The organism is Streptomyces sp. NPDC007157, from assembly GCF_040634235.1.
Classification (GTDB): Bacteria; Actinomycetota; Actinomycetes; order Streptomycetales; family Streptomycetaceae; genus Streptomyces.
The window spans coordinates 254,946-275,299 of record NZ_JBEYFE010000006.1; the positions used below are offsets into that span (position 1 = coordinate 254,946).

Annotated in this window: 15 protein-coding genes; 5 read left to right on the forward strand and 10 right to left on the reverse strand. The window is 71.4% G+C overall.

Annotated elements, in window-relative coordinates; translation table 11 throughout:
• Positions 1-29 precede the first annotated feature (29 nt).
• Positions 30-335: a DUF6343 family protein gene (locus ABZ642_RS13630; RefSeq protein ID WP_360482487.1), complete on the forward strand. Its 306-nt coding sequence runs from the start codon at positions 30-32 to the stop codon at positions 333-335.
• Between the two features lie 264 nt (positions 336-599).
• Here ABZ642_RS13630 and ABZ642_RS13635 read toward each other — a convergent pair whose 3' ends face one another.
• The 5 genes from ABZ642_RS13635 to rpsA form a co-directional block, all read right to left on the reverse strand.
• Positions 600-986, reverse strand: a complete 387-nt coding sequence (locus ABZ642_RS13635) for a tetratricopeptide repeat protein (RefSeq protein WP_360481997.1) — start codon at positions 984-986, stop codon at positions 600-602.
• A 72-nt stretch (positions 987-1,058) separates the two neighbouring features.
• Positions 1,059-1,670 carry a dephospho-CoA kinase gene (gene coaE, locus ABZ642_RS13640; RefSeq protein WP_360482000.1) on the reverse strand — a complete coding sequence of 204 codons (612 nt, stop codon included), beginning with the start codon at positions 1,668-1,670 and terminating at the stop codon, positions 1,059-1,061.
• 147 nt (positions 1,671-1,817) lie between these two features.
• On the reverse strand, positions 1,818-2,756 hold the full coding sequence (locus ABZ642_RS13645) for a PAC2 family protein (RefSeq protein ID WP_360482003.1): 939 nt from the start codon (positions 2,754-2,756) through the stop codon (positions 1,818-1,820).
• Positions 2,757-2,987: 231 nt separating this feature from the next.
• The gene (locus ABZ642_RS13650) at positions 2,988-4,595 is read right to left on the reverse strand and encodes an FAD-dependent oxidoreductase (protein WP_360482006.1); all 1,608 of its coding nucleotides are present in this window, start codon (positions 4,593-4,595) and stop codon (positions 2,988-2,990) included.
• A gap of 258 nt (positions 4,596-4,853) precedes the next feature.
• Positions 4,854-6,347 carry a 30S ribosomal protein S1 gene (rpsA, locus tag ABZ642_RS13655; protein ID WP_067125571.1) on the reverse strand — a complete coding sequence of 498 codons (1,494 nt, stop codon included), beginning with the start codon at positions 6,345-6,347 and terminating at the stop codon, positions 4,854-4,856.
• Positions 6,348-6,662: 315 nt separating this feature from the next.
• Between rpsA and ABZ642_RS13660 the strand changes: the two genes are divergently transcribed.
• Both ABZ642_RS13660 and hrpB read left to right on the forward strand, forming a co-directional pair.
• The gene (locus tag ABZ642_RS13660) at positions 6,663-7,565 is read left to right on the forward strand and encodes a class I SAM-dependent methyltransferase (protein ID WP_360482009.1); all 903 of its coding nucleotides are present in this window, start codon (positions 6,663-6,665) and stop codon (positions 7,563-7,565) included.
• 196 nt (positions 7,566-7,761) lie between these two features.
• On the forward strand, positions 7,762-10,287 hold the full coding sequence (gene hrpB / locus ABZ642_RS13665; RefSeq protein ID WP_360482012.1) for an ATP-dependent helicase HrpB: 2,526 nt from the start codon (positions 7,762-7,764) through the stop codon (positions 10,285-10,287).
• Here the strand turns inward: hrpB and ABZ642_RS13670 are convergent.
• The 3 genes from ABZ642_RS13670 to ABZ642_RS13680 form a co-directional block, all read right to left on the reverse strand.
• Complete coding sequence (locus ABZ642_RS13670; RefSeq protein WP_360482015.1) at positions 10,277-11,269, reverse strand: DUF3068 domain-containing protein; 993 nt, start codon at positions 11,267-11,269, stop codon at positions 10,277-10,279. The two genes, hrpB and ABZ642_RS13670, sit on opposite strands and share 11 nt — an antisense overlap.
• Before the next feature lie 21 nt (positions 11,270-11,290).
• On the reverse strand, positions 11,291-11,425 hold the full coding sequence (locus tag ABZ642_RS13675; RefSeq protein WP_360482018.1) for an SPW_0924 family protein: 135 nt from the start codon (positions 11,423-11,425) through the stop codon (positions 11,291-11,293).
• Positions 11,426-11,589: 164 nt separating this feature from the next.
• Positions 11,590-13,368 carry a lytic transglycosylase domain-containing protein gene (locus tag ABZ642_RS13680; protein ID WP_360482021.1) on the reverse strand — a complete coding sequence of 593 codons (1,779 nt, stop codon included), beginning with the start codon at positions 13,366-13,368 and terminating at the stop codon, positions 11,590-11,592.
• Between the two features lie 312 nt (positions 13,369-13,680).
• Between ABZ642_RS13680 and ABZ642_RS13685 the strand changes: the two genes are divergently transcribed.
• Positions 13,681-14,520, forward strand: coding sequence for a DUF4184 family protein (locus tag ABZ642_RS13685; RefSeq protein WP_360482024.1), 840 nt, complete (start codon positions 13,681-13,683; stop codon positions 14,518-14,520).
• On the opposite strand, the gene ABZ642_RS13690 is transcribed toward ABZ642_RS13685, so the two are convergent.
• Together ABZ642_RS13690 and polA are read right to left on the reverse strand one after the other, a co-directional pair.
• Positions 14,456-14,827 (reverse strand): hypothetical protein, encoded by a 372-nt coding sequence (locus ABZ642_RS13690; protein ID WP_360482027.1) that lies wholly within the window; start codon positions 14,825-14,827, stop codon positions 14,456-14,458. The genes ABZ642_RS13685 and ABZ642_RS13690 overlap by 65 nt on opposite strands.
• 164 nt (positions 14,828-14,991) lie before the next feature.
• On the reverse strand, positions 14,992-17,718 hold the full coding sequence (polA, locus tag ABZ642_RS13695) for a DNA polymerase I (protein WP_360482030.1): 2,727 nt from the start codon (positions 17,716-17,718) through the stop codon (positions 14,992-14,994).
• Positions 17,719-17,975: 257 nt separating this feature from the next.
• Between polA and ABZ642_RS13700 the strand changes: the two genes are divergently transcribed.
• Positions 17,976-20,270 carry an FdhF/YdeP family oxidoreductase gene (locus tag ABZ642_RS13700; protein ID WP_360482034.1) on the forward strand — a complete coding sequence of 765 codons (2,295 nt, stop codon included), beginning with the start codon at positions 17,976-17,978 and terminating at the stop codon, positions 20,268-20,270.
• The last annotated feature ends 84 nt before the right edge of the window (positions 20,271-20,354 follow it).

The following is a 20,354-nucleotide window of genomic DNA, read 5'->3' on the forward strand; positions in this document are numbered from 1 at the left end:
TACGTTGCAAGGAGGAGTGGTGATCCATGATGCGTACGGGCAGTGAACCGGCGACCGCGCGCAGTGCGCTGCGGGCGCGGTTGTGGCTGAGTGTGTGGGGCGTGCTCTGGGCGATCTTCGGCACGGCGGCGTTTGCGCTCGTCGGCCGTCCCGGCTGGGCGGCCGCCTGCGGGGTGCTGTGGCTGGTGGCCACCGCCGACATGACCATGATCCTCCGGCACATCAGGCAGGGCCCGCACTATCAGCCGGGCCGTGATGTGCCGCCGTACCGGCCGGTGGACAGCGGCCCGCGGCGGCTACGGCACCCGCCGCAGCACGGCCACGGCCACCCGTGAGCGGCCGTCCACTCACGCGCCGTCGACCCCGGCGACCCCGTCGACCCGGCTGATCATCGGCGCTCCCACCCACGAGCCGGGCGGTTCAGCTGATCATCCGCTCCCCCACCCACGAACCGGGCGGTTCAGCTGAACGTCCGCTCCCCCGCCCACGAAGTGGGGTGACCCTGTGCGGACGTCGGCGTACCCGCCCACGGACCGGGCGGCCCTGGAGAGCACCCGGTCTCGCGCCGGCGAACCCGGCTGCCCTGGGGAGTTGTCCGCTCACCCGGCGTCGTCGAAGCGGGCTGCCTTCAGGTACTCGGGGTTCGGGTCCAGGGCGGCCGCCAGCCGGAAGTGGCGTATCGCGAGGTCGGCGCGGCCCTGGCGTTGGTAGGTGCGGGCGAGCGCGAAGTGCGCGAATGCGTTGTCCGGCTCGCGCTCCAGGACAATGGTGAACTCCAGCTCGGCGGGGCGCAGTTGCGCGGCGGCGAAGAAGGCTCGCGCGCGCAGCAGCCGGGCGGCGGTGTTCTCGGGGTGTGCGGCGATCACTCGGTCGAGCAGTTTCACCGCACCCCGCGGGTCCCGTGCGTTGAGCAGTTGCTCCGCGGCACGGAAGTCGATGACATGCGTCTCCGGAGTACGTCCGGTCGAACCGCTGGTCTCGGGCACGGCAAAGTCCTTCCCTCACTGAAGCGGTTCAACGCCCGGACGGGTGCCCGCTATTTCGAAGACGCATGGCCGCTAATTCGAACCCGCCTCCCGTGCCTGGCGTACGAGGTCGGCCCACACCTCGGCGACCCGCTGTTCGAGCACGTCAAGGGGCACGTCGTTGTCGATCACGATGTCGGCGATCTTCAGGCGCTTCTCGCGCGTCGCCTGCGCGGCCATGCGCGCGCGTGCGTCCTCCTCGGTCATCCCCCGCAGCCGTGTCAGCCGGTCGAGCTGGGTCTCGGGGGTGACGTCCACGACGACCACGACGTCGTAGAACGGTGCGAGGCCGTTCTCCGCGAGGAGCGGTACGTCGTTGATCACCACCGCGTTGGCGGCGGCCGCGTTCTCCAGCTCGCGGGAGCGGGACCCGACCAGGGGGTGCACGATCGAGTTCAGTACGGCGAGTTTCTCGGGGTCGGCGAAGACGATCGAGCCCAGCTTCGGCCGGTCCAGGCTGCCGTCGGCGGCGAGCACGTCCGGCCCGAAGGCCTCGACGACGGCCGCCAGACCGGGGGTTCCCGGCTCGACGACCTCACGCGCGATGCGGTCCGCGTCGATCAGCACCGCGCCGTGCCCGACGAGCAGCCGCGACACCTCGCTCTTGCCGGCGCCGATCCCGCCGGTGAGGCCCACTTTCAGCATGCCCCGAAGCTTAGGCCCTGCCACCGACACCGGCCCCGGCCGGCCTTGCTCCCGAGCGGACCCGCTTGGTCCCCAGCGGACCCGGACCCCACTGAACCGGCGCTGGTTCAAGGCCCGTCGGGTCCGGTGGAGGCCCCGGAGGGCGATTCAGTTGTCGCCCTCTCGCTCCGCGAGGAAGCGCTCGAACTCCAGGCCGATCTCGTCCGCCGAGGGGATCTCCACCGGCTCGGCCAGCATGTTGCCCCGGGTCTCGGCGCCCGCGGCGGCGTCGTACTGGTGCTCAAGGCCCTGGACCAGGGCGGTGAGTTCCTCGTCGCCCTCCTGGATCTGGCGGTCGATCTCCGTCTGCGTGCGGTACGCGTCCGTGCGCAGGGCGTGCGCGATGCTCGGGAGCACGAGACCGGTGGCGCCCGTGATGGCCTCCAGGACGGTCAGGGCGGCATCGGGGTAGGCGGAGCGGGCGATGTAGTGCGGGACGTGCGCGGCGACGCCCAGGACGTCGTGGCCGGACTCCATGAGGCGGTATTCGAGCAGCGACGCGGCGCTGCCGGGCACCTGGGCCTCGTCGAAGGGGCTGCTGTGGCCCGGGACGAGGTCGGTGCGGTTGCCGTGCGGCGTGAGACCGACGGGACGGGTGTGCGGAACGCCCATGGGAATGCCGTGGAAGTCCACGGACAGCCGGACACCGAGCCGCTCCACGATCTGCCGTACGGCCGCGGCGAAGCGCTCCCACTCGACGTCCGGCTCGGGGCCGGACAGCAGCAGGAACGGCGCGCCCGTGGCGTCCTGGACCAGCCGGACCTCGATGCTGGGCTCCTCGTACTCGGTCCAGCGGTCCCGCTTGAAGGTAAGCAGCGGGCGGCGCGCCCGGTAGTCCACGAGCCGGTCGTGGTCGAAGCGGGCGACGACCTGGTGGGGCAGCGAGTCGAGGAGCCGGTCGACGATCTGGTCGCCGGTCTCGCCCGCGTCGATGTATCCGTCGAAGTGGTAGAGCATGACAAGACCGGCCGACTCCTGGGCCAGCGCCACGTCCACCACGGCGAGGCCCTTCGGCTCCCATGCGTACAAACCCTGCGGATCAAGCACTGTGACCGCTCCTCCTCGTGTTCCTAGGGCACAACGTGGCAGGGGCGGCGGGCATTCCCGCCGCCCCTGCGATGATCCGACCACTCACCTTCTTCTCATGCCGAAGGACGCTCTTCTCGTACCGAAGGACGCTCTTCTCCTGCCGAAGACCCTTCTTCTCATGCCGAAGGACTCCCTTCTCCTGCCGAAGGACGCGCCCAAGTGCCCGTGCGGGCCCCGCCCTGTCGCGCCCTACGCGGACAGCACGCGCGCGTGCAGTGCCGTGACCGCCTTTCGCGCGGAGCTGAACGCGCCGTGCTGCCAGGCGTCCGTGTAGCTGAGCCAGTCGCCGGCGAAGTAGACGCGGCCGGTGGGCTCGTTGAGCGGCTTGTAGCGCACGTCGTCGGGACCGCCGGGGGTGTCGTGCCAGGCGGCCTCCAGATGGGGGGTCTGGCGCCAGTGGTGGGAGAAGGAGGAGACCAGCTCGGTGCGGTACTTGTCGCCGAAGATCTTCACGCCGGCGGCCACCGCGCGCTGTTCGCGTCGGGCCGGGGTGAGTTCGGCGTAGGAGTCCGCGTCGGTGTCGTAGTTGTAGTAGCCGATGAGGACGCCCCGTTGGCCGTGGAAGCCGTACGAGGGATGCCAGATGTGGGTGACGTCCTGGTCGGTCTCGGTGATGCCGCCGTAGATGCGGTGGTCCAGTTCCCACCAGCGGGAGCGGTATTCGAGGCCGATCTTGGCTGCGGACGACGGGGTGACGGCCGCCAGGGCGCTCTGCACGCCGGAGCCCAGGTTGTGCGGAACCTTGGCGAGGATGTTGGGCGGCATGGCGGCCACGCAGTAGTCGGCGTCGACGGCCTTGGTACGGCCGCCCTGGGTGTAGGTCACGGTGACGCCGTCGCCCTTGTCGGTGATCCTGGAGACGACGGCTCCGGTACGGATGCGGTGGGCGCCGATCGCGCGGGTGAGCGCCTTGGGTATCCGGTCCATGCCGCCGACCGGCTGGAACATCAGCATCGCCTGGTCGAAGCCGAACTCGAAGGAGAAGTAGCGTCCGACGCCGCTCGCGAACACCTCGGAGGCGGCCGGGACATCGCCGAGAAGCACGCCGGGAGTGCCGGCGGCGGCCGGTACGGTCGTGTATCCGCGCCGCTCGCCGCCCTCGTACGTCAGCTTGTCGCCGAGTTCGCCCCAGTCCTTGAGGAACTCGACGAGCCGCTCCTGGTCGGTGGCCGTCAACTCCTTGTCCAGGGCGCCTTTGTCGGTGGCCTTGGCGAGCAACTCCGCGACGTAGCCGTACACGTCGGCCTTGGCGGTGCGGTAGCGCTCGGGCTTCGTCATGCCGGCGGACTCGTTGTAGAGGTAGGCGTCGGCGTTGGTGTTCGTGAACACCTCGATGGGGACGCCGAGTTCGCGGCAGTAGTCGAGGGTGATCATCCACTGCGGTATGCGGGCCGGCCCGGCGTTCATGTAGTGGCCTTCGGCGAACCGCGCGGTCTGCGTATGGCCGTAGAGGTCCGTGGTCGTGTCGCCGCCACGCACGGTGAAGTTGCGTCCGCCGGTACGGTCCCTGGCCTCCAGGATCGTACAGTCGTAGCCGGCCTTGCCCAGTTCGTACGCGGTGGCGAGGCCGGCGATGCCGCCGCCGAGGACGACGACCCTGGCCGCGGCGCGCCCGGTGAGGGTGAAGTCGCTTGCGCCGGGCGCCCGGAAGGGCTGTTCGCGCTGGGCGGCTTGGGCGGTGGGCGCGAGGCCGAGGGCTCCCATGGTGGCGAGCATGGTGCCGGCGCCGCCGGTGAGACCGACGTTGCGCAGGAAGGTCCGCCGGCTCGTCCCTGACCTGTACTGAGGCTGTGCCATGCCTGGGCTCCTCTCCCGATCTTGAACGAAGACCGGGGAAGCGTCCCAGCGCCGCGTTACGGCTCAACGGTTACTCGTGTATCCCACACGTTTCTGCGAACGGGAAGTGAAGCGCCCCGCAGGGGGCGCGGGGGACTGCGCGGTCGGCCACAGCGGGCCCGCGCACGCGCGCGAACGCCCCCGGGAAAACGCTGAAGGGCCGTACCTCGAAAGGTACGGCCCCTCAGTCACCGGCTAGTCAAGCCCAGCGGCTGGCGTTCAGCTCTGGCCACCCGCGAGCTTCTCGCGCAGCGCGGCCAGCGCCTCGTCAGAGGCCAGCGCACCGGAGGTGTCCGCACCCTCGGAGGAGTACGAACCGCCACCCGAAGCGGCCGGAGCGGCAGCCTCGCCACCCTCGGCGGCAGCGGCAGCGTCGGCCTCGCGGCTCTTGATGACCTGCTGCTGGTGCTGCTCGAAGCGGGTCTGCGCCTCGGCGTACTGGTGCTCCCACGCCTCGCGCTGGGTCTCGTAGCCCTCGAGCCAGTCGTTGGTCTCGGGGTCGAAGCCCTCGGGGTAGATGTAGTTGCCCTGGTCGTCGTACGAGGCAGCCATGCCGTACAGGGTCGGGTCGAACTCGACCGAGGCCGGGTCGGCACCGAAGGACTCGTTGGCCTGCTTCAGCGAGAGGCTGATGCGACGACGCTCGAGGTCGATGTCGATGACCTTGACGAAGATCTCGTCGTTGACCTGGACGACCTGCTCCGGGATCTCCACGTGGCGCTCGGCCAGCTCGGAGATGTGGACCAGACCCTCGATGCCCTCGTCCACGCGGACGAACGCACCGAACGGAACCAGCTTGGTGACCTTACCCGGGACGACCTGACCGATCTGGTGGGTCCGGGCGAACTGCTGCCACGGGTCTTCCTGGGTCGCCTTCAGCGACAGGGAGACACGCTCGCGGTCCATGTCGACGTCGAGGACCTCGACGGTGACTTCCTGGCCGACCTCGACAACCTCGGACGGGTGGTCGATGTGCTTCCAGGACAGCTCGGAGACGTGGACCAGACCGTCGACGCCACCCAGGTCCACGAAGGCACCGAAGTTGACGATCGAGGAGACCACGCCGGAGCGGACCTGACCCTTCTGGAGGGTCGTGAGGAACGTCTGGCGGACCTCGGACTGGGTCTGCTCCAGCCAGGCACGGCGGGACAGGACCACGTTGTTGCGGTTCTTGTCCAGCTCGATGATCTTGGCCTCGAGCTCCTTGCCCACGTAGGGCTGGAGGTCGCGGACGCGGCGCATCTCGACCAGGGAGGCCGGGAGGAAGCCACGGAGGCCGATGTCGAGGATGAGACCACCCTTGACGACCTCGATGACGGTACCGGTGACGATCCCGTCTTCTTCCTTGATCTTCTCGATGGTGCCCCAGGCACGCTCGTACTGGGCGCGCTTCTTCGAGAGGATCAGGCGGCCTTCCTTGTCCTCCTTCTGGAGAACAAGGGCCTCGATCTCGTCACCGACGGCGACGACCTCGTTGGGGTCGACGTCGTGCTTGATCGAGAGCTCGCGGCTCGGGATTACACCTTCGGTCTTGTAACCGATGTCGAGCAGGACCTCGTCCCGGTCGACCTTCACGATGACGCCGTCGACGATGTCGCCGTCGTTGAAGTACTTGATCGTCTCGTCGATCGCGGCGAGGAAAGCTTCCTCGTTACCGATGTCGTTGACCGCTACCTGCGGGGTGGTGGCGGTGGTCTCGGTGCTGCTCGTCATGTGAGAAAGGGCTCCGGTACGGACATTGAAGTCGTAGGTACTGCTTACGCCGGGAGCCTGTTTCGCTCTGAAGAAGCCGGACAGCCTAGGAAGCGCCACCTGAACCACTGGTGGCGCCTCGAGAACCGAGGGGACATACAACAGATGCGAGCGCAGCCTGCTAGGTCTGAGGTGCGCAGGCCCGCAGCGCAACTTGTAGCATACGGGGGCAGCCGGACAGGGTCAATGCGCGAAGGCGCACACCCGGGGCGGATCGCCGCATACCCGGCACAAAAGCCGTCCCGTGAGGCCACGCAGGCCTGACAGACCTCCTCCGTGACACCCCCCCCTGAACGGGTTGCACGGAAGAGTACGACGAGGGAGCCGATCATCCAAGAGCCCGATTCGTTCGACCTCGAAGAGGCCGGATCACAGACCGGAACAGCGGCCGAGCCCGAAGCCACCCGGCGTGCCGCCGGGGTCACGGAGAGCAGCCGCGCCAACCGGGGCTGGTGGGACCGCAACGCAGACGAGTACCAGGTCGAGCACGGCACGTTCCTGGGCGACGACCGTTTCGTGTGGGGTCCCGAGGGCCTCGACGAGGTGGAGGCGGAACTGCTCGGACCGCCGGAGGACCTCAAGGGCAAGGACGTCCTGGAGATCGGCGCCGGCGCGGCCCAGTGCTCGCGCTGGCTGGCCGCCCAGGGCGCCCGTCCGGTCGCCCTGGATCTCTCGCACCGCCAGCTCCAGCACGCGCTGCGCATCGGCGGATCGTTTCCTCTCGTCTGTGCCGACGCCGGCGCGCTGCCCTTCGCCGACGGCTCCTTCGACCTGGCGTGCTCGGCGTACGGCGCGCTCCCCTTCGTCGCCGACCCGCGCCTGGTGCTGCGCGAGGTGCGGCGGGTGCTGCGGCCGGGGGGCCGTTTCGTCTTCTCCGTGACGCACCCGGTCCGCTGGGCGTTCCCGGACGAGCCGGGCCCCGAGGGCCTCACGGTCTCCGCCTCCTACTTCGACCGCACGCCCTACGTCGAGCAGGCCGAGGACGGCCACGCGGTGTACGTCGAGCACCACCGCACGCTCGGCGACCGGGTCCGGGACATCGTCTCCGCGGACCTGCGGCTGGTCGATCTGGTGGAGCCGGAGTGGCCGGCCTGGAACACGGCCGAATGGGGCGGCTGGTCGCCGCTGCGGGGCAGCCTCGTGCCGGGGACCGCGATCTTCGTGTGCGAGCGGACCTGAGCCGCCGGCGGCTCGGACAGCTGCCGGCGCCTTTGTACGAGCTGCCTTTGTACGAGCTGCCTTTGTACGAGCTGCCGGCAGCTCCTTTGTACGAGCTGCCGGCAGCTCGTACAAAGGAACGCGCGCAAGCGCACGCGCGCGTGGGGACGTCTCGGCGGCCGTAATGCACTTTCGGCGGCCGTAAGACACTAGAGCCGTGATCCGTTACGACGCCCTGGACGCGCTGCCCGTACGACAGGCCCTGCCCGGTCTGGACGACGCCCTGGCCGGGCCCGGCACCGCCGTCCTGGTGGCACCCCCCGGCACCGGCAAGACGACGCTGGTGCCACTGGCGCTGGCCGGGCTGCTGGACGGCGGGCGGCCCGCGCGGCGGGTGGTCGTGGCCGAGCCACGCCGGATCGCGGCGCGCGCGGCGGCCCGCCGGATGGCCTGGCTGCTCGGTGAGCAGGTCGGGCGCAGCGTCGGCTACACCGTGCGCGGCGAACGCGTCGTGGGCCCACGCGCGCGCGTGGAGGTCGTCACGACCGGTGTGCTGTTGCAGCGCCTGCAACGCGACCAGGAGCTTTCGGGCGTGGATGTCGTCGTCCTGGACGAGTGCCACGAGCGGCATCTGGACGCCGACACGGTGGCGGCCTTCCTCTGGGACGTTCGCGAGACGCTCCGCCCGGAGCTGCGCCTGGTGGCCGCCTCGGCGACCACGGACGCGCAGGGGTGGGCGCGGCTGCTGGGCGGTGCGCCGGTGGTCGAGGCGGACGGCGTGTCGTACCCGGTGGAGGTGGTGTGGGCCCCGCCGGTGCGGCCGGTGCGGCCGCCGCACGGGATGCGGGTGGACCCGGCGCTGCTGACGCATGTGGCGTCGGTGGTGCGGCGGGCGCTGGCCGAGCGGCCGGGGGACGTGCTGTGCTTCCTGCCGGGCGTGGGCGAGATCGCCCGGGTGGCGGGCCAGCTGGGCGACCTGGGGGACGTGGCGGTGCTTCAGGTCCACGGCCGGGCACCGGCGTCCGTGCAGGACGCGGTGCTGGCACCCGGGGAGCGGCGCCGGGTGGTCCTGGCCACGGCGGTCGCCGAGTCGTCGCTCACCGTCCCCGGGGTGCGGGTGGTCGTCGACTCCGGGCTGGCGCGGGAGCCGCGGGTCGACCACGCGCGCGGGCTGAGCGCGCTGGCGACGGTACGGGCGTCTCGGGCGGCCGGGCGGCAGCGGGCGGGCCGTGCCGGGCGGGAGGCACCGGGAGCGGTGTACCGCTGCTGGTCCGAGGCCGAGGACGCTCGTCTGACCGCCTTTCCGGCGCCGGAGATCAAGGTGGCCGATCTGACGGCGTTCGCCCTCCAGACGGCCTGCTGGGGTGATCCCGGGGCCGCCGGGCTGGCGCTGCTGGATCCGCCGCCGGGCGGGGCGATGGCGGCGGCGCGGGAGGTGCTGACGGCGATCGGGGCGGTCGACCCCGCCGGACGGGCCACCGAACGGGGGCTGCGGCTGGCCCGGCTGGGGGTGCATCCGCGGCTGGGCCGGGCGTTGCTGGACGGCCCCGGCGGGAGTGCCGAGGCGGTCGCGCTGCTGAGCGAGGAGCCGCCGCGGGAGTACGGGGACGACCTGGCGGGCGCGCTGCGGGCGGCCCGGCGCGGCGGCGACGCCTACGCCGGCCGATGGCTCGCGGAGGTACGCCGACTCCGGGCGGCCGACCAGGGCACGTCTCCCGGCACAGCGGACGACCGGCACACCAAGGCCGGCACGGTGGGCGATCGCTCGGTCAACGACCGCAGGGTCGGACTCGTCGCCGCTCTCGCCTTTCCCGAGCGCGTCGCCAAGGCCGACGGCGGCTCGTATCTCATGGCCTCCGGCACCCGGGCCGAGCTCGCCGACGGCAGCCCGCTGCGCGGCGCCCCCTGGCTCTCGGTGGCCGTCGCGGACCGCCCCCTCGGCAGAGGGCACGCGCGTGTGCGGCTCGCCGCGGTGGTGGACGAGGCCACGGCCAGGTCGGCGGCCGCGTCGCTGTACTCCGAGGACCAGGAGGTCCGCTGGGCCGACGGGGACGTGGTCGCGCGGCGCGTGGAGCGGCTCGGCGCGATCGAGCTCGTGGTGCGGCCGCTGCGGAACGCCGACCCGGCCCTCGTCCGCGCCGCGCTCCTCGACGGGCTGCGGCAGGAGGGGCTCGGCCTGCTGCGGTGGACGCCCGACGCGGCCGTACTGCGGCAGCGCCTCGCGTTCCTGCGGCTGCGCCTCGGGGAGCCCTGGCCCGACGTCTCCGAAGACGCGCTGCACGCGCGCGTGGACGAGTGGCTGGAACCGGAGCTCGGCCGGGCCCGGCGCCGGGCCGACCTCGGGCGGATCGACGCCGGGGAGGCGCTGCGGCGGCTGCTGCCGTGGGCGAGCGGCGAGGCGGGCCGGCTCGACGAGCTGGCGCCCGAGCGGATCGTCGTACCCAGCGGGTCGCGGATCCGGGTCGACTACGGGAACCCCGAGCAGCCCGTGCTCGCCGTGAAGGTGCAGGAGATGTTCGGGGCGCAGGAGTCACCGGCCGTGGCCGGGGTGCCGGTGCTCGTGCATCTGCTGTCGCCCGCCGGGCGCCCCGCCGCCGTCACCGCCGACCTCGCCTCCTTCTGGCGGGACGGGTACAAGGGCGTGCGGGCCGAACTGCGCGGTCGCTATCCGAAGCACCCCTGGCCCGAGGACCCGGCGGCCGCCGAGCCCACCCGGCACACCAACGCGCGGCTCAGGCGCTGACCGGTTCCGGGACCGCGGACGCGGCCGGTTCCGGGTCGGCCGGGCGGCGGCCGAAGGCTTCCAGGCAGAGGGCGAGGGCGAGCAGCGCGATGCCGAGGGAGAGGAAGCCCCACGGGAGGTAGGAGGTCAGCATCAGGACGAGGGTGCGGTTCTGCTTGACCAGGGCGACCGTGTGCTCGATGTAGTCCTCGCGCATCTTCACGTCGCCGGCGAAGGCCGTGACCTTGGCGCGGCCGCCCAGCAGGGTGCCGCCGCGCAGTTCCTCCTTGTGGATCTCCTCGCCGTAGACGGGTGCCCCGGTGACGGGCTCGACCCAGAACCTGCGGACCGTGGTGTACCAGCGGGTGGTGCCGGTCTTGGCTACCGTCTCGGGGGTGATGCCCCGCACCGGCATCTTCTTGGGCATGGGGACCTTGGTCCAGGGGATGGTCTGCTCGAAGTAGTAGACCTCGACGCCCCGGAAGGTCTGCGTCCCCTTGTAGTGGATGGGGTTGGTGGTGCGGGTCTGCGCGTCGAAGTACTCGTAGTCCCGCTTCTCGGTCAGGAACGGCCACTTGAACTCGATGCCGTCCCGTTTCACCGGGTCGCCGTCGACCATCTCGCCGGTGGCGTGGACGGGTTCCTGGCTGTGGGCGTCGAAGATGTAGCGCTCGGGGATCTCGGAGACCATCTTGCCGTCGGGGCCCTGGACGTAGGACAGGCCGTCCCAGACGACGACGTCCCGTCCCGCCGTCTTCTCGATCTTCTTCGCGGCCGCCACATCGCCCTTGAGGGTCTGCACGATGGTGACCTTCGGGACCTTCTTCGCCTTCATGGTGCCGTAGTCGAGGAGCGTGGCGTCCTTCGCCTCCAGGACCATGTCCTGGTACTGGTTGGCGGGGATCTTGGCCAGGCGCGGGAAGGCGTACCAGCGCAGCAGCGGGGACAGTGCCGCGAAGAACACGGCGCAGGCGAGCAGGACCAGACTGGCCTTGCGGCGCATCTCGGCCTCCCGGGGCGGCGGTTACGGATGTGACGGCACCGTCGTGAGCAGCGGCTTGGGGGACGTCGTCCCGGCCGGCGACCCCAGGGCGCTGATCGTGACGACCAGGACCAGCGCGAGGGCGAGACCGGTCGCGGCGGCGATCAGGGCACGCATGCGGGGCCTCCCGACGGCCGACTGTTTCCCGACGGTCTTCCTGATGGAGCGTCAGGTCCGGGCACCGTAGCAACGGGAGGGTGAGATGAGAACAGGTCGTACGACGCCGAAGGGCGCCGTCCCGCGTCGGCGGGAGGGCGCCCTGGTGGTCGTACGACCGTGGATCAGGGGGTGGCCGAGGCGCTCGGGGAGGCGGAGGCCGACGCGGACTCGGACGCGGACGGGCTCGGCGACGGGCTCGGTGAGCTGTCGGCCGCGGCGACCGTCAGTTCGACGGTGAGGGTCGCACCGCCGGTGGTGGTGATGCGGAGCAGGAAGGTGCCGGTGGTGTCGTCCGCGTACAGCTTGGGCAGCGTGAGCAGGCCGTTCTCGTCCGTCTTGAGGTCGGTGAGGGTCCGGACGGGGTCGCCGTTCGCGTCCTTGAAGTACGGGCCCTTGTCGTTCTCGGTGGCGTCGTCCGCCGACTTGACGAGCGTGGCGGTGGCGGCGACCTGGTCGGCGACGGCGCCCTGGTAGGTGGCCTTCGCCCGCACCTGGTCGGTGAATTCGGCGCCGGGGGTGCTGGTCGGCGCGGTGGTGTTGGCGAGGGCGACGGTGTCGGCGGCGCGCGCGGTGACACTCGCCGCGTAGTCGACGCCCTTGGCCGTACGGCCCACCACGCCGGCGCGGACCGTGAAGTCACCGGTCTTCTCGCCCGCCTGGAGCGCCGGTGCGACCGCGACGCCCTTGCTGTCGGTGGTGACCGTGGCGACGCTCTCGCCGCCGGTGAAGGTCGCGTCCGTGTCGCCGACGATGGTGAACCGGACCCGGACCTTGGCGACGATCCGGCCCGCCTTGGTCTCCGCGCGTGTGCTGATCTTCTTGGTGAACGCGTGGCCTGCCATCGCCGTGAGCTCGGCGGTACCCGCGTCCTCCAGGTGGTCCACGGTGTCGGTGGCCGTGGGCGGCAGGGTCGGGGTCGTGCTCGGGCCGCCCGGCTTGGGCTCGTTGGGCTTCGGGGTGGCCGGCGCACTGGGCGTCGGGGAGCCGCTGGGACCGCTGGAGCCGTTGGAGCCGCTGGAGCCGGAACCGCTGCCGGGCTTGTCGTCGTCGCTGCGGTGGCCGGGCACGGTGCCGGTGCCGTTCGGGACCGAGTGCGTGCCCTTGCGGTAGAACTCGTACCAGGACAGCACCAGGTTGAGGTAGTCCTGCGAGTTGTTGTAGCTGAGGATCGCGCTGTTCATGTCGGCCTGGACGGACAGGTCCCAGCCGTTGCGGCACAGGTAGTGGCCGGCGGCGAGCGCCGCGTCGTAGACGTTGTTGGGGTCCTTGACGCCGTCGCCGTTGCCGTCGCGTCCCGCCCACGCCCAGGTCGAGGGGATGAACTGCATGGGGCCGACGGCCTGGTCGTACTGGCTGTTGCCGTCGTACTGGCCGCCGTCGGTGTCCTGGATGAGCGCGAAGCCGTTGCCGTCGAGCTGCGGGCCCAGGATCCGGTGCAGGGTGTTGCCCTCGGCGTCGACGTCGCCGCCGCGGGCCTGCCCGGACTCCACCTTGCCGATGGCGGCGAGCAGCTGCCAGGGCAGGTTGCAGCCCGGCTTGGAGCCGCGCAGCTCCGCCTCGGCCTTCTTGTAGGCGTCGAGGACGGTGGCGGGTATGCCGGCTTCGGCCGCGTCCCGGGAGACGGCGGTGCCGACGCTCGGCGAGGAGGCGGTGGGACTGGCGCTGGGGTTCGGGCTGTTGAGCGGCGGCAGGTCCGTGTAGTACGGCGAGTTGCCGGTGGCGCCGTCGGCCGCGCCGGCTCCGTCGGACGCGGAGGCGCTGGCACCGGCGTTCGCCTGCCGGCCCGTGTCGCCGCCCGTCGCGCCCGGTGCCTGGGACGCGGACAGAGCCGCTACCGCCAACGCGGCCGCGGCGGTCGTCGCCGCTCCCTTGCGCAGCCGCCTGCCGAATTGCGCCGCCATAAGGTGAACCCCTCCCATGGGCGCCTTCTGAGCGCCCGTCTCCGTCTGTCTGCTCGCCTCTGGTGTGACGGTTGACCTGGTGCTGTGGTTGCCCCCTGTTACCTCTTTCGTGTGGTGAGGTAGCGCATCCGTGGTTCACGCCGGGGCGGCGACCCAGGCGACACTACGACAACTTCCATTCCGCGGACACCCGGCGGTGCCCGATTTTCACCAGTTGGCCATTACCCGTTGAACGATGGTGGTGTCGCGGATACTTGTCGTACGCGATCGCTTGTTCGGCGCTCCGGCCGACGACTGCTCCAGGGAGACCGGGTGCCGTTCACTCTCAGCCATGCCGCCGCCGTGCTGCCCGCCGTGCGCGGTGACGGGACCGGGCGTGGGCGGCTGGTGCCGGCGGTGCTCTTCGCCGGGTCCTTCTCCCCCGACCTCACCTACTACGCGGCGAGCGCGGTACCGGACGCGATGGAGTTCGGCGGGTTCACGCACTCCTTCACCGGTGTCTTCACCGTGGACGTGCTCTTCTCCTGGGCGCTGGTGGCGCTGTGGGTGCTGGTACGGGAGCCGCTCGTGGCCCTGCTGCCCCGGACCCGGCAGGGGCGCCCGGCGGCCCTGCTGCGCTGTGGGGCGCCACGCGCGCGAGCTGGTCTTTCCGTCGCCGCCCGGTGGTACGTCTCCGCCGTGCTCGGCGCGCTCACCCATGTCGTCTGGGACGCGTTCACGCACCACGACCGCTGGGGGACCCGGCTGATCCCCCCGATCGGCCGGAACGTCGCGGGCGTACCGCTCTACACCCTGCTCCAGTACGGCACTTCGGCGGTGGCCGCGGCCGTGCTCGCCGTGTTCGTGCTCCGTGCGCTGCGGCGGGCCCCGGCCGGGGAGCCGGTGGGGGTGCCGCTGTTGTCCGTACGGGACCGGTGGTGGGCCGGGGCCGGGATCGCCGGCTGCGCGCTGGTGGCCGCGGTGCAGCGGGCCACGCGGTGGTGGGCCTACTGGGGTTCGACGGCGAAGCCCTGGGAGCTGCTGCCGACGGTGCTCTTCGGAGCGGGCGCGGGGCTGCTGCTCGGGGTGCTGGGGTACGCCGTGACGGTCAGGGTGTGGCGTCCGGCGCCGGTGGCCGGCGGTGTGCGCCGGAACCCTTCGGCCGTTCGGTGAGGGTCGCCACGAAGACGGTCATGGTGCGGGGGCGGCGAGGGCCGGGGAGGGCGTTGAGGAGCAGCGCGAGATAGCTGCGGGCGAGATCCAGCCACTGCCGCGGGTCGGGGCGGGTGCGGAGTCTGCGCCGGAGGCGGGCGACCGCTTTGCGCAGGGTGACGGCAAGGTCGGTGGGGATGTGGGCGGAGCTGGCGCCGGGTGCCATGGCCGGGGCCGCCGAGGCCGCCGTGACCTGCGCCGCGGCGGAGCGGGCCTTGGCCGGGGGCCTGATCTGGGGCGTCCGGCCGTGAAGCATGCGTATACCCATGCCCGCATCCTTGCCGCTGCCAGGTACGGGGGCGTTCTGGCGGGGTCCAGCTGAGTGACGCCGCCGACCCGACGACCGGCGGCGGGCGCCGCTCCACCGGTGTCGTGGAGTGGCGCCCGCTGTCGGCTGCCGGGGGAACGCCCCCTGTCGGCTCTCGCCGGAGGCTAGTGCGCTGCTGATTCCCAGTCCGGGCCCACGCCGACCGAGACGTCCAGCGGGGCCCTGAGGTGGACCGCGTCGGCCATCTCGCGGCGGAGGACCGCCTCGACCTCGGTGCGCTCGCCGGGCGCGATCTCCAGGACGATTTCGTCGTGGACCTGGAGGAGCATCCGGGACTTCAGGTCCGCCTCGCGCAGCGCGCCGTCCACCTTCAGCATGGCCATCTTGACGATGTCCGCCGCGGTGCCCTGGATGGGCGCGTTGAGCGCCATCCGCTCGGCCGCCTCGCGGCGCTGGCGGTTGTCGCTGTTGAGGTCGGGGAGGTAGCGGCGGCGGCCGAAGAGCGTCGCCGTGTAACCGGTCGCCCGTGCCTCGTCCACGACCCGGCGCAGATAGTCACGGACGCCGCCGAACCGCTCGAAGTAGGTGTCCATCAGGGCGCGGGCCTCGCCGGCGTCGATGTTCAGCTGCTGGGAGAGGCCGAACGCCGACAGACCGTACGCGAGGCCGTACGACATCGCCTTGATCTTGCGGCGCATCTCCGCGTCGACGCCCGAGCGGTCGACGGAGAACACCTGGGAGGCGACCGTGGTGTGCAGGTCCTCGCCGGAGGTGAACGCCTCGATCAGGCCCTCGTCCTCGGAGAGATGGGCCATCACCCGCAGTTCGATCTGGCTGTAGTCGGCCGTCATCAGCGACTCGAAGCCCTCGCCCACCACGAAGCCCCGGCGGATCGCCCGGCCCTCGTCGGTACGGACCGGGATGTTCTGGAGGTTCGGGTCCGTGGAGGAGAGCCGGCCGGTCGCGGCCACCGTCTGGTTGAACGTGGTGTGGATACGGCCGTCCGCCGCCACCGTCTTGATCAGGCCCTCGACCGTCACCCGCAGCTTGGCCTGCTCACGGTGGCGGAGCATGATCACCGGCAGTTCGTTCTCGGTCTGGCCGGCCAGCCAGGCGAGCGCGTCGGCGTCGGTGGTGTAGCCGGTCTTGGTCTTCTTGGTCCTGGGCAGCGCCAGCTCGCCGAAGAGGACCTCCTGGAGCTGCTTGGGCGAGCCCAGGTTGAACTCGTGCCCGGCCGCCGCGTGCGCCTCCTTCACGGCCTGCTGGACCGCGCCCGCGAACATCTGCTCCATCGCTGCCAGATGCGCGCGGTCGGCCGCGATGCCGTGCCGCTCCATGCGGGCGAGGAGGACGGAGGTCGGCAGCTCCATGTCACGGAGCAGGTCCGCCGCGCCGACCTCCTGGAGCCGGCCCTCGAAGGCCTCGCCCAGGTCGAGGATCGCGCGGGCCTGGATCATCAGTGCCTCGGCCTCGGCACCGTCGTCCGCGCCGAAAGCCAGCTGACCGTCGGCCGCGGCGGCCGGCGCCAGCTCGCGGTGCAGGTACTCCAGGGACAGCGCGTCCAGGTCGAAGGAGCGGCGGCCGGGCTTGACCAGATAGGCGGCGAGCGCGGTGTCCATGGTGACGCCGTCGATGCTCCAGCCGTGCTCGGCGAAGACCCGCAGCGCGCCCTTGACGTTGTGGAAGACCTTGGGCCTCGCGGCGTCGGTCAGCCAGGCCGCCCACGCGTTCTCATCGGCCTCGTCCAGCTCGGCGGGGTCGAACCAGGCCGCCGCTCCCCCGCCCGCGGCCAGCGCGACCTCGGCGACCGAGCCGGTGCCGAGCGCCCAGGTGTCGACGGTGGCGACGCCCAGCGCCTGCGAGCCGTGCTCGGCGAGCCAGCCGGCCAGCTCGCCGGTGCCGAGGACGGTGCCGTCCACCTCCACACCCGCCTCGGCGGCCGGCGCGGTCTCGGTCTCCTCGGCGCCGGGGTCGACGGCGTAGAGCCGCTCGCGCAGCGACGGGTTACGGATCTCCAGGGTGTCCAGGATCATCGCGACGTTCTTGCGGTCGTACGGCGCGCGCTCCAGGTCGGCGACCGTCTTCGGCAGCTCGACCCGGCGCTCCAGCTCGGTGAGCCGGCGGTTGAGCTTGACCGACTCCAGGTGGTCGCGGAGGTTCTGGCCGGCCTTGCCCTTCACCTCGTCGACGCGCTCCACCAGCTCGGTGAAGGAACCGAACTGGTTGATCCACTTCGCGGCCGTCTTCTCGCCGACGCCGGGGATGCCGGGGAGGTTGTCGGACGGGTCGCCGCGCAGGGCGGCGAAGTCGGGGTACTGGGCGGGCGTCAAGCCGTACTTCTCGAAAACCTTCTCCGGGGTGAACCGGGTCAGCTCGGAGACGCCCTTCGTCGGATAGAGCACCGTGGTGTGCTCGGTGACCAGCTGGAAGGAGTCACGGTCGCCGGTGACGATCAGGACCTCGAAGCCCGCGGCCTCGGCCTGGGTGGCGAGGGTGGCGATGATGTCGTCGGCCTCGAAGCCCTCGACGGCGAAGCGCTGCGCGTGCATCGCGTCGAGCAGCTCGCCGATCAGCTCCACCTGGCCCTTGAACTCGTCCGGGGTCTTGGAGCGGTTCGCCTTGTACTCGGTGAACTCCTCGGAGCGCCAGGTCTTGCGCGAGACGTCGAAGGCCACCGCGAAGTGTGTGGGCGCCTCGTCACGCAAGGTGTTGGCCAGCATCGACGCGAAACCGTAGATCGCGTTCGTCGGCTGGCCCGTCGCGGTCGTGAAGTTCTCCGCGGGCAGCGCGAAGAACGCGCGGTAGGCCAGCGAGTGCCCGTCCATGAGCATCAGCCGGGGGCGGGTCCCACTGGGGGTCTGGTCGGTCTTCTTCGATGCTGTCTCTGCCACGCCCCCGATCCTGCCACGCCGCACTGACAGCGAGGGCCGACGGTTCGGGTCGCGGTGAGCCCGGCACCGCCGGACGGCACCCGTCGTGGCTGATCGCCGTTGCGGCGGAAAACTCGAGAACGGGGTGAGCCGGGAGGCGCAACTCTGCCGAGCATTGGTTCCGTTGCGCTCGGCCGACCGCCCTCGATCGCTGTCGGCGGCGCGTGCGAGTATCGGGTGCACAGGGCACTGGTGCCGGCGTAGAGGGAGATCGTGCGATGGCGACGAAGCCGCCCAAGGAGGACCCGGTCCAGGACGCGCCGCGGGTCGCGGAGCCGAAGCGCGCGGCCGCGGGGCTGCCGGCCATCGGCCACACCCTGCGTATCGCCCAGCAGCAGATGGGGGTGAAGCGCACCGCGCTGACGCTGCTCCGGGTCAATCAGAAGGACGGCTTCGACTGCCCCGGCTGCGCCTGGCCGGAGCCCGATCACCGGCACGCCGCCGAATTCTGCGAGAACGGCGCCAAGGCCGTGGCCGAGGAGGCCACCCTGCGCCGGGTGACGCCCGAGTTCTTCGCCGAGCACCCGGTCGCCGATCTGCACCACCGCAGCGGCTACTGGCTCGGCCAGCAGGGCCGGCTCACCCACCCCATGTATCTCGCCGAGGGCGCCGACCACTACGAGCCGGTCGGCTGGGAGCGCGCCTTCGACATCATCGGTGAGGAGATCGCCGCCCTCGGCTCCCCCGACGAGGCCGTCTTCTACACCTCGGGCCGGACCAGCAACGAGGCCGCGTTCCTGTACCAGCTGTTCGCACGCGAGCTGGGCACCAACAACCTGCCGGACTGCTCCAACATGTGCCACGAGTCCTCGGGCTCGGCGCTCAGCGAGACCATCGGCATCGGCAAGGGCAGCGTCCTGCTCGAAGACCTCTACAAGGCCGACCTGATCGTCGTCGCCGGGCAGAACCCGGGGACCAACCACCCCCGCATGCTGTCGGCGCTGGAGAAGGCCAAGGCCAACGGCGCGAAGATCATCAGCGTCAACCCGCTCCCGGAGGCCGGCCTGGAGCGGTTCAAGAACCCGCAGACCCCCCAGGGCATGCTCAAGGGCGCCGCGCTCACCGACCTGTTCCTGCAGATCCGGATCGGCGGCGACCAGGCCCTGTTCCGGGTCCTCAACAAGCTGATCCTGGAGACCGAAGGCGCGGTCGACGAGGAGTTCGTGCGCGAACACACCCACGGGTACGAGGAGTTCGCCAAGGCCGCCGGTGCCGCCGACTGGGCCGAGACGCTCGCCGCCACCGGTCTCACCCGCGCGGAGATCGAGGAGGCGCTGCGCATGGTGCTCGCCTCCGAGCGCACCATCGTCTGCTGGGCCATGGGCCTGACCCAGCACAAGCACTCGGTGCCGACCATCCGCGAGGTAGTCAACTTCCTGCTGCTGCGCGGCAACATCGGCCGTACCGGCGCGGGCGTGTGCCCGGTCCGCGGCCACTCGAACGTGCAGGGCGACCGCACGATGGGCATCTTCGAGCGCCCGGCGCCGGCCTTCCTGGACGCTCTGCAGAAGGAGTTCGGCTTCGCACCCCCGCGCGAGCACGGCTTCGACGTCGTCCGGGCCATCCGCGCGCTGCGCGACGGCGAGGCGAAGGTCTTCTTCGCGATGGGCGGCAACTTCGTCTCCGCGACCCCCGACACGGAGGTCACCGAGGCGGCGATGCGGCGGGCGCGGCTGACCGTGCACGTGTCGACGAAGCTCAACCGCTCGCACGTCGTGACGGGCGCGCGGGCGCTGATCCTGCCGACGCTCGGCCGCACCGAGCGCGATCTCCAGAACAGCGGCGAGCAGTTCGTCACCGTCGAGGACTCGATGGGCATGGTGCACGCCTCGCGCGGGCGCCTGGAGCCCGCGAGCCCGCATCTGCTGTCGGAGCCGGCGATCGTGTGCCGGCTCGCCCGCCGGGTGCTCGGTGACGAGAGCGTCACCCCCTGGGAGGAGTTCGAGAAGGACTACGCGACCGTCCGCGACCGCATCGCGCGCGTGATCCCCGGTTTCCAGGACTTCAACGCGCGCGTGGCGCAGCCGGGCGGCTTCGCGCTGCCGCACGGCCCGCGCGACGAGCGCCGCTTCCCGACCGCCACCGGCAAGGCGAACTTCACGGCGGCGGCCGTCGAGTACCCCGAACTGCCCGAGGGCCGGCTGCTGTTGCAGACGCTGCGCTCGCACGACCAGTACAACACCACGATCTACGGTCTGGACGACCGCTACCGGGGCATCAGGAACGGCCGCCGGGTGGTGCTGGTGAACCCGGAGGACGCGCGGGCGCTGGGTGTCGCCGACGGGGCGTACGTCGACCTGGTGAGCGAGTGGAAGGACGGCGTGGAGCGGCGGGCGCCGGGCTTCCGGGTGGTGCACTATCCGACGGCCCGGGGCTGCGCGGCCGCGTACTACCCGGAGACCAATGTGCTGGTGCCGCTCGACGCGACCGCCGACACCAGCAACACCCCGGCCAGCAAGTCCGTCGTGGTCCGTCTGGAGAGCGGTGTGCCGCAGCCGACGCCCGCCCTCTGAGCGGATGCTCGGTCCGTCTGGAAGAATCGGCGGCCTACTGAGCGTTTGCTCAGTGGAGCGAGACAGCCGTACGACGATCGGAGC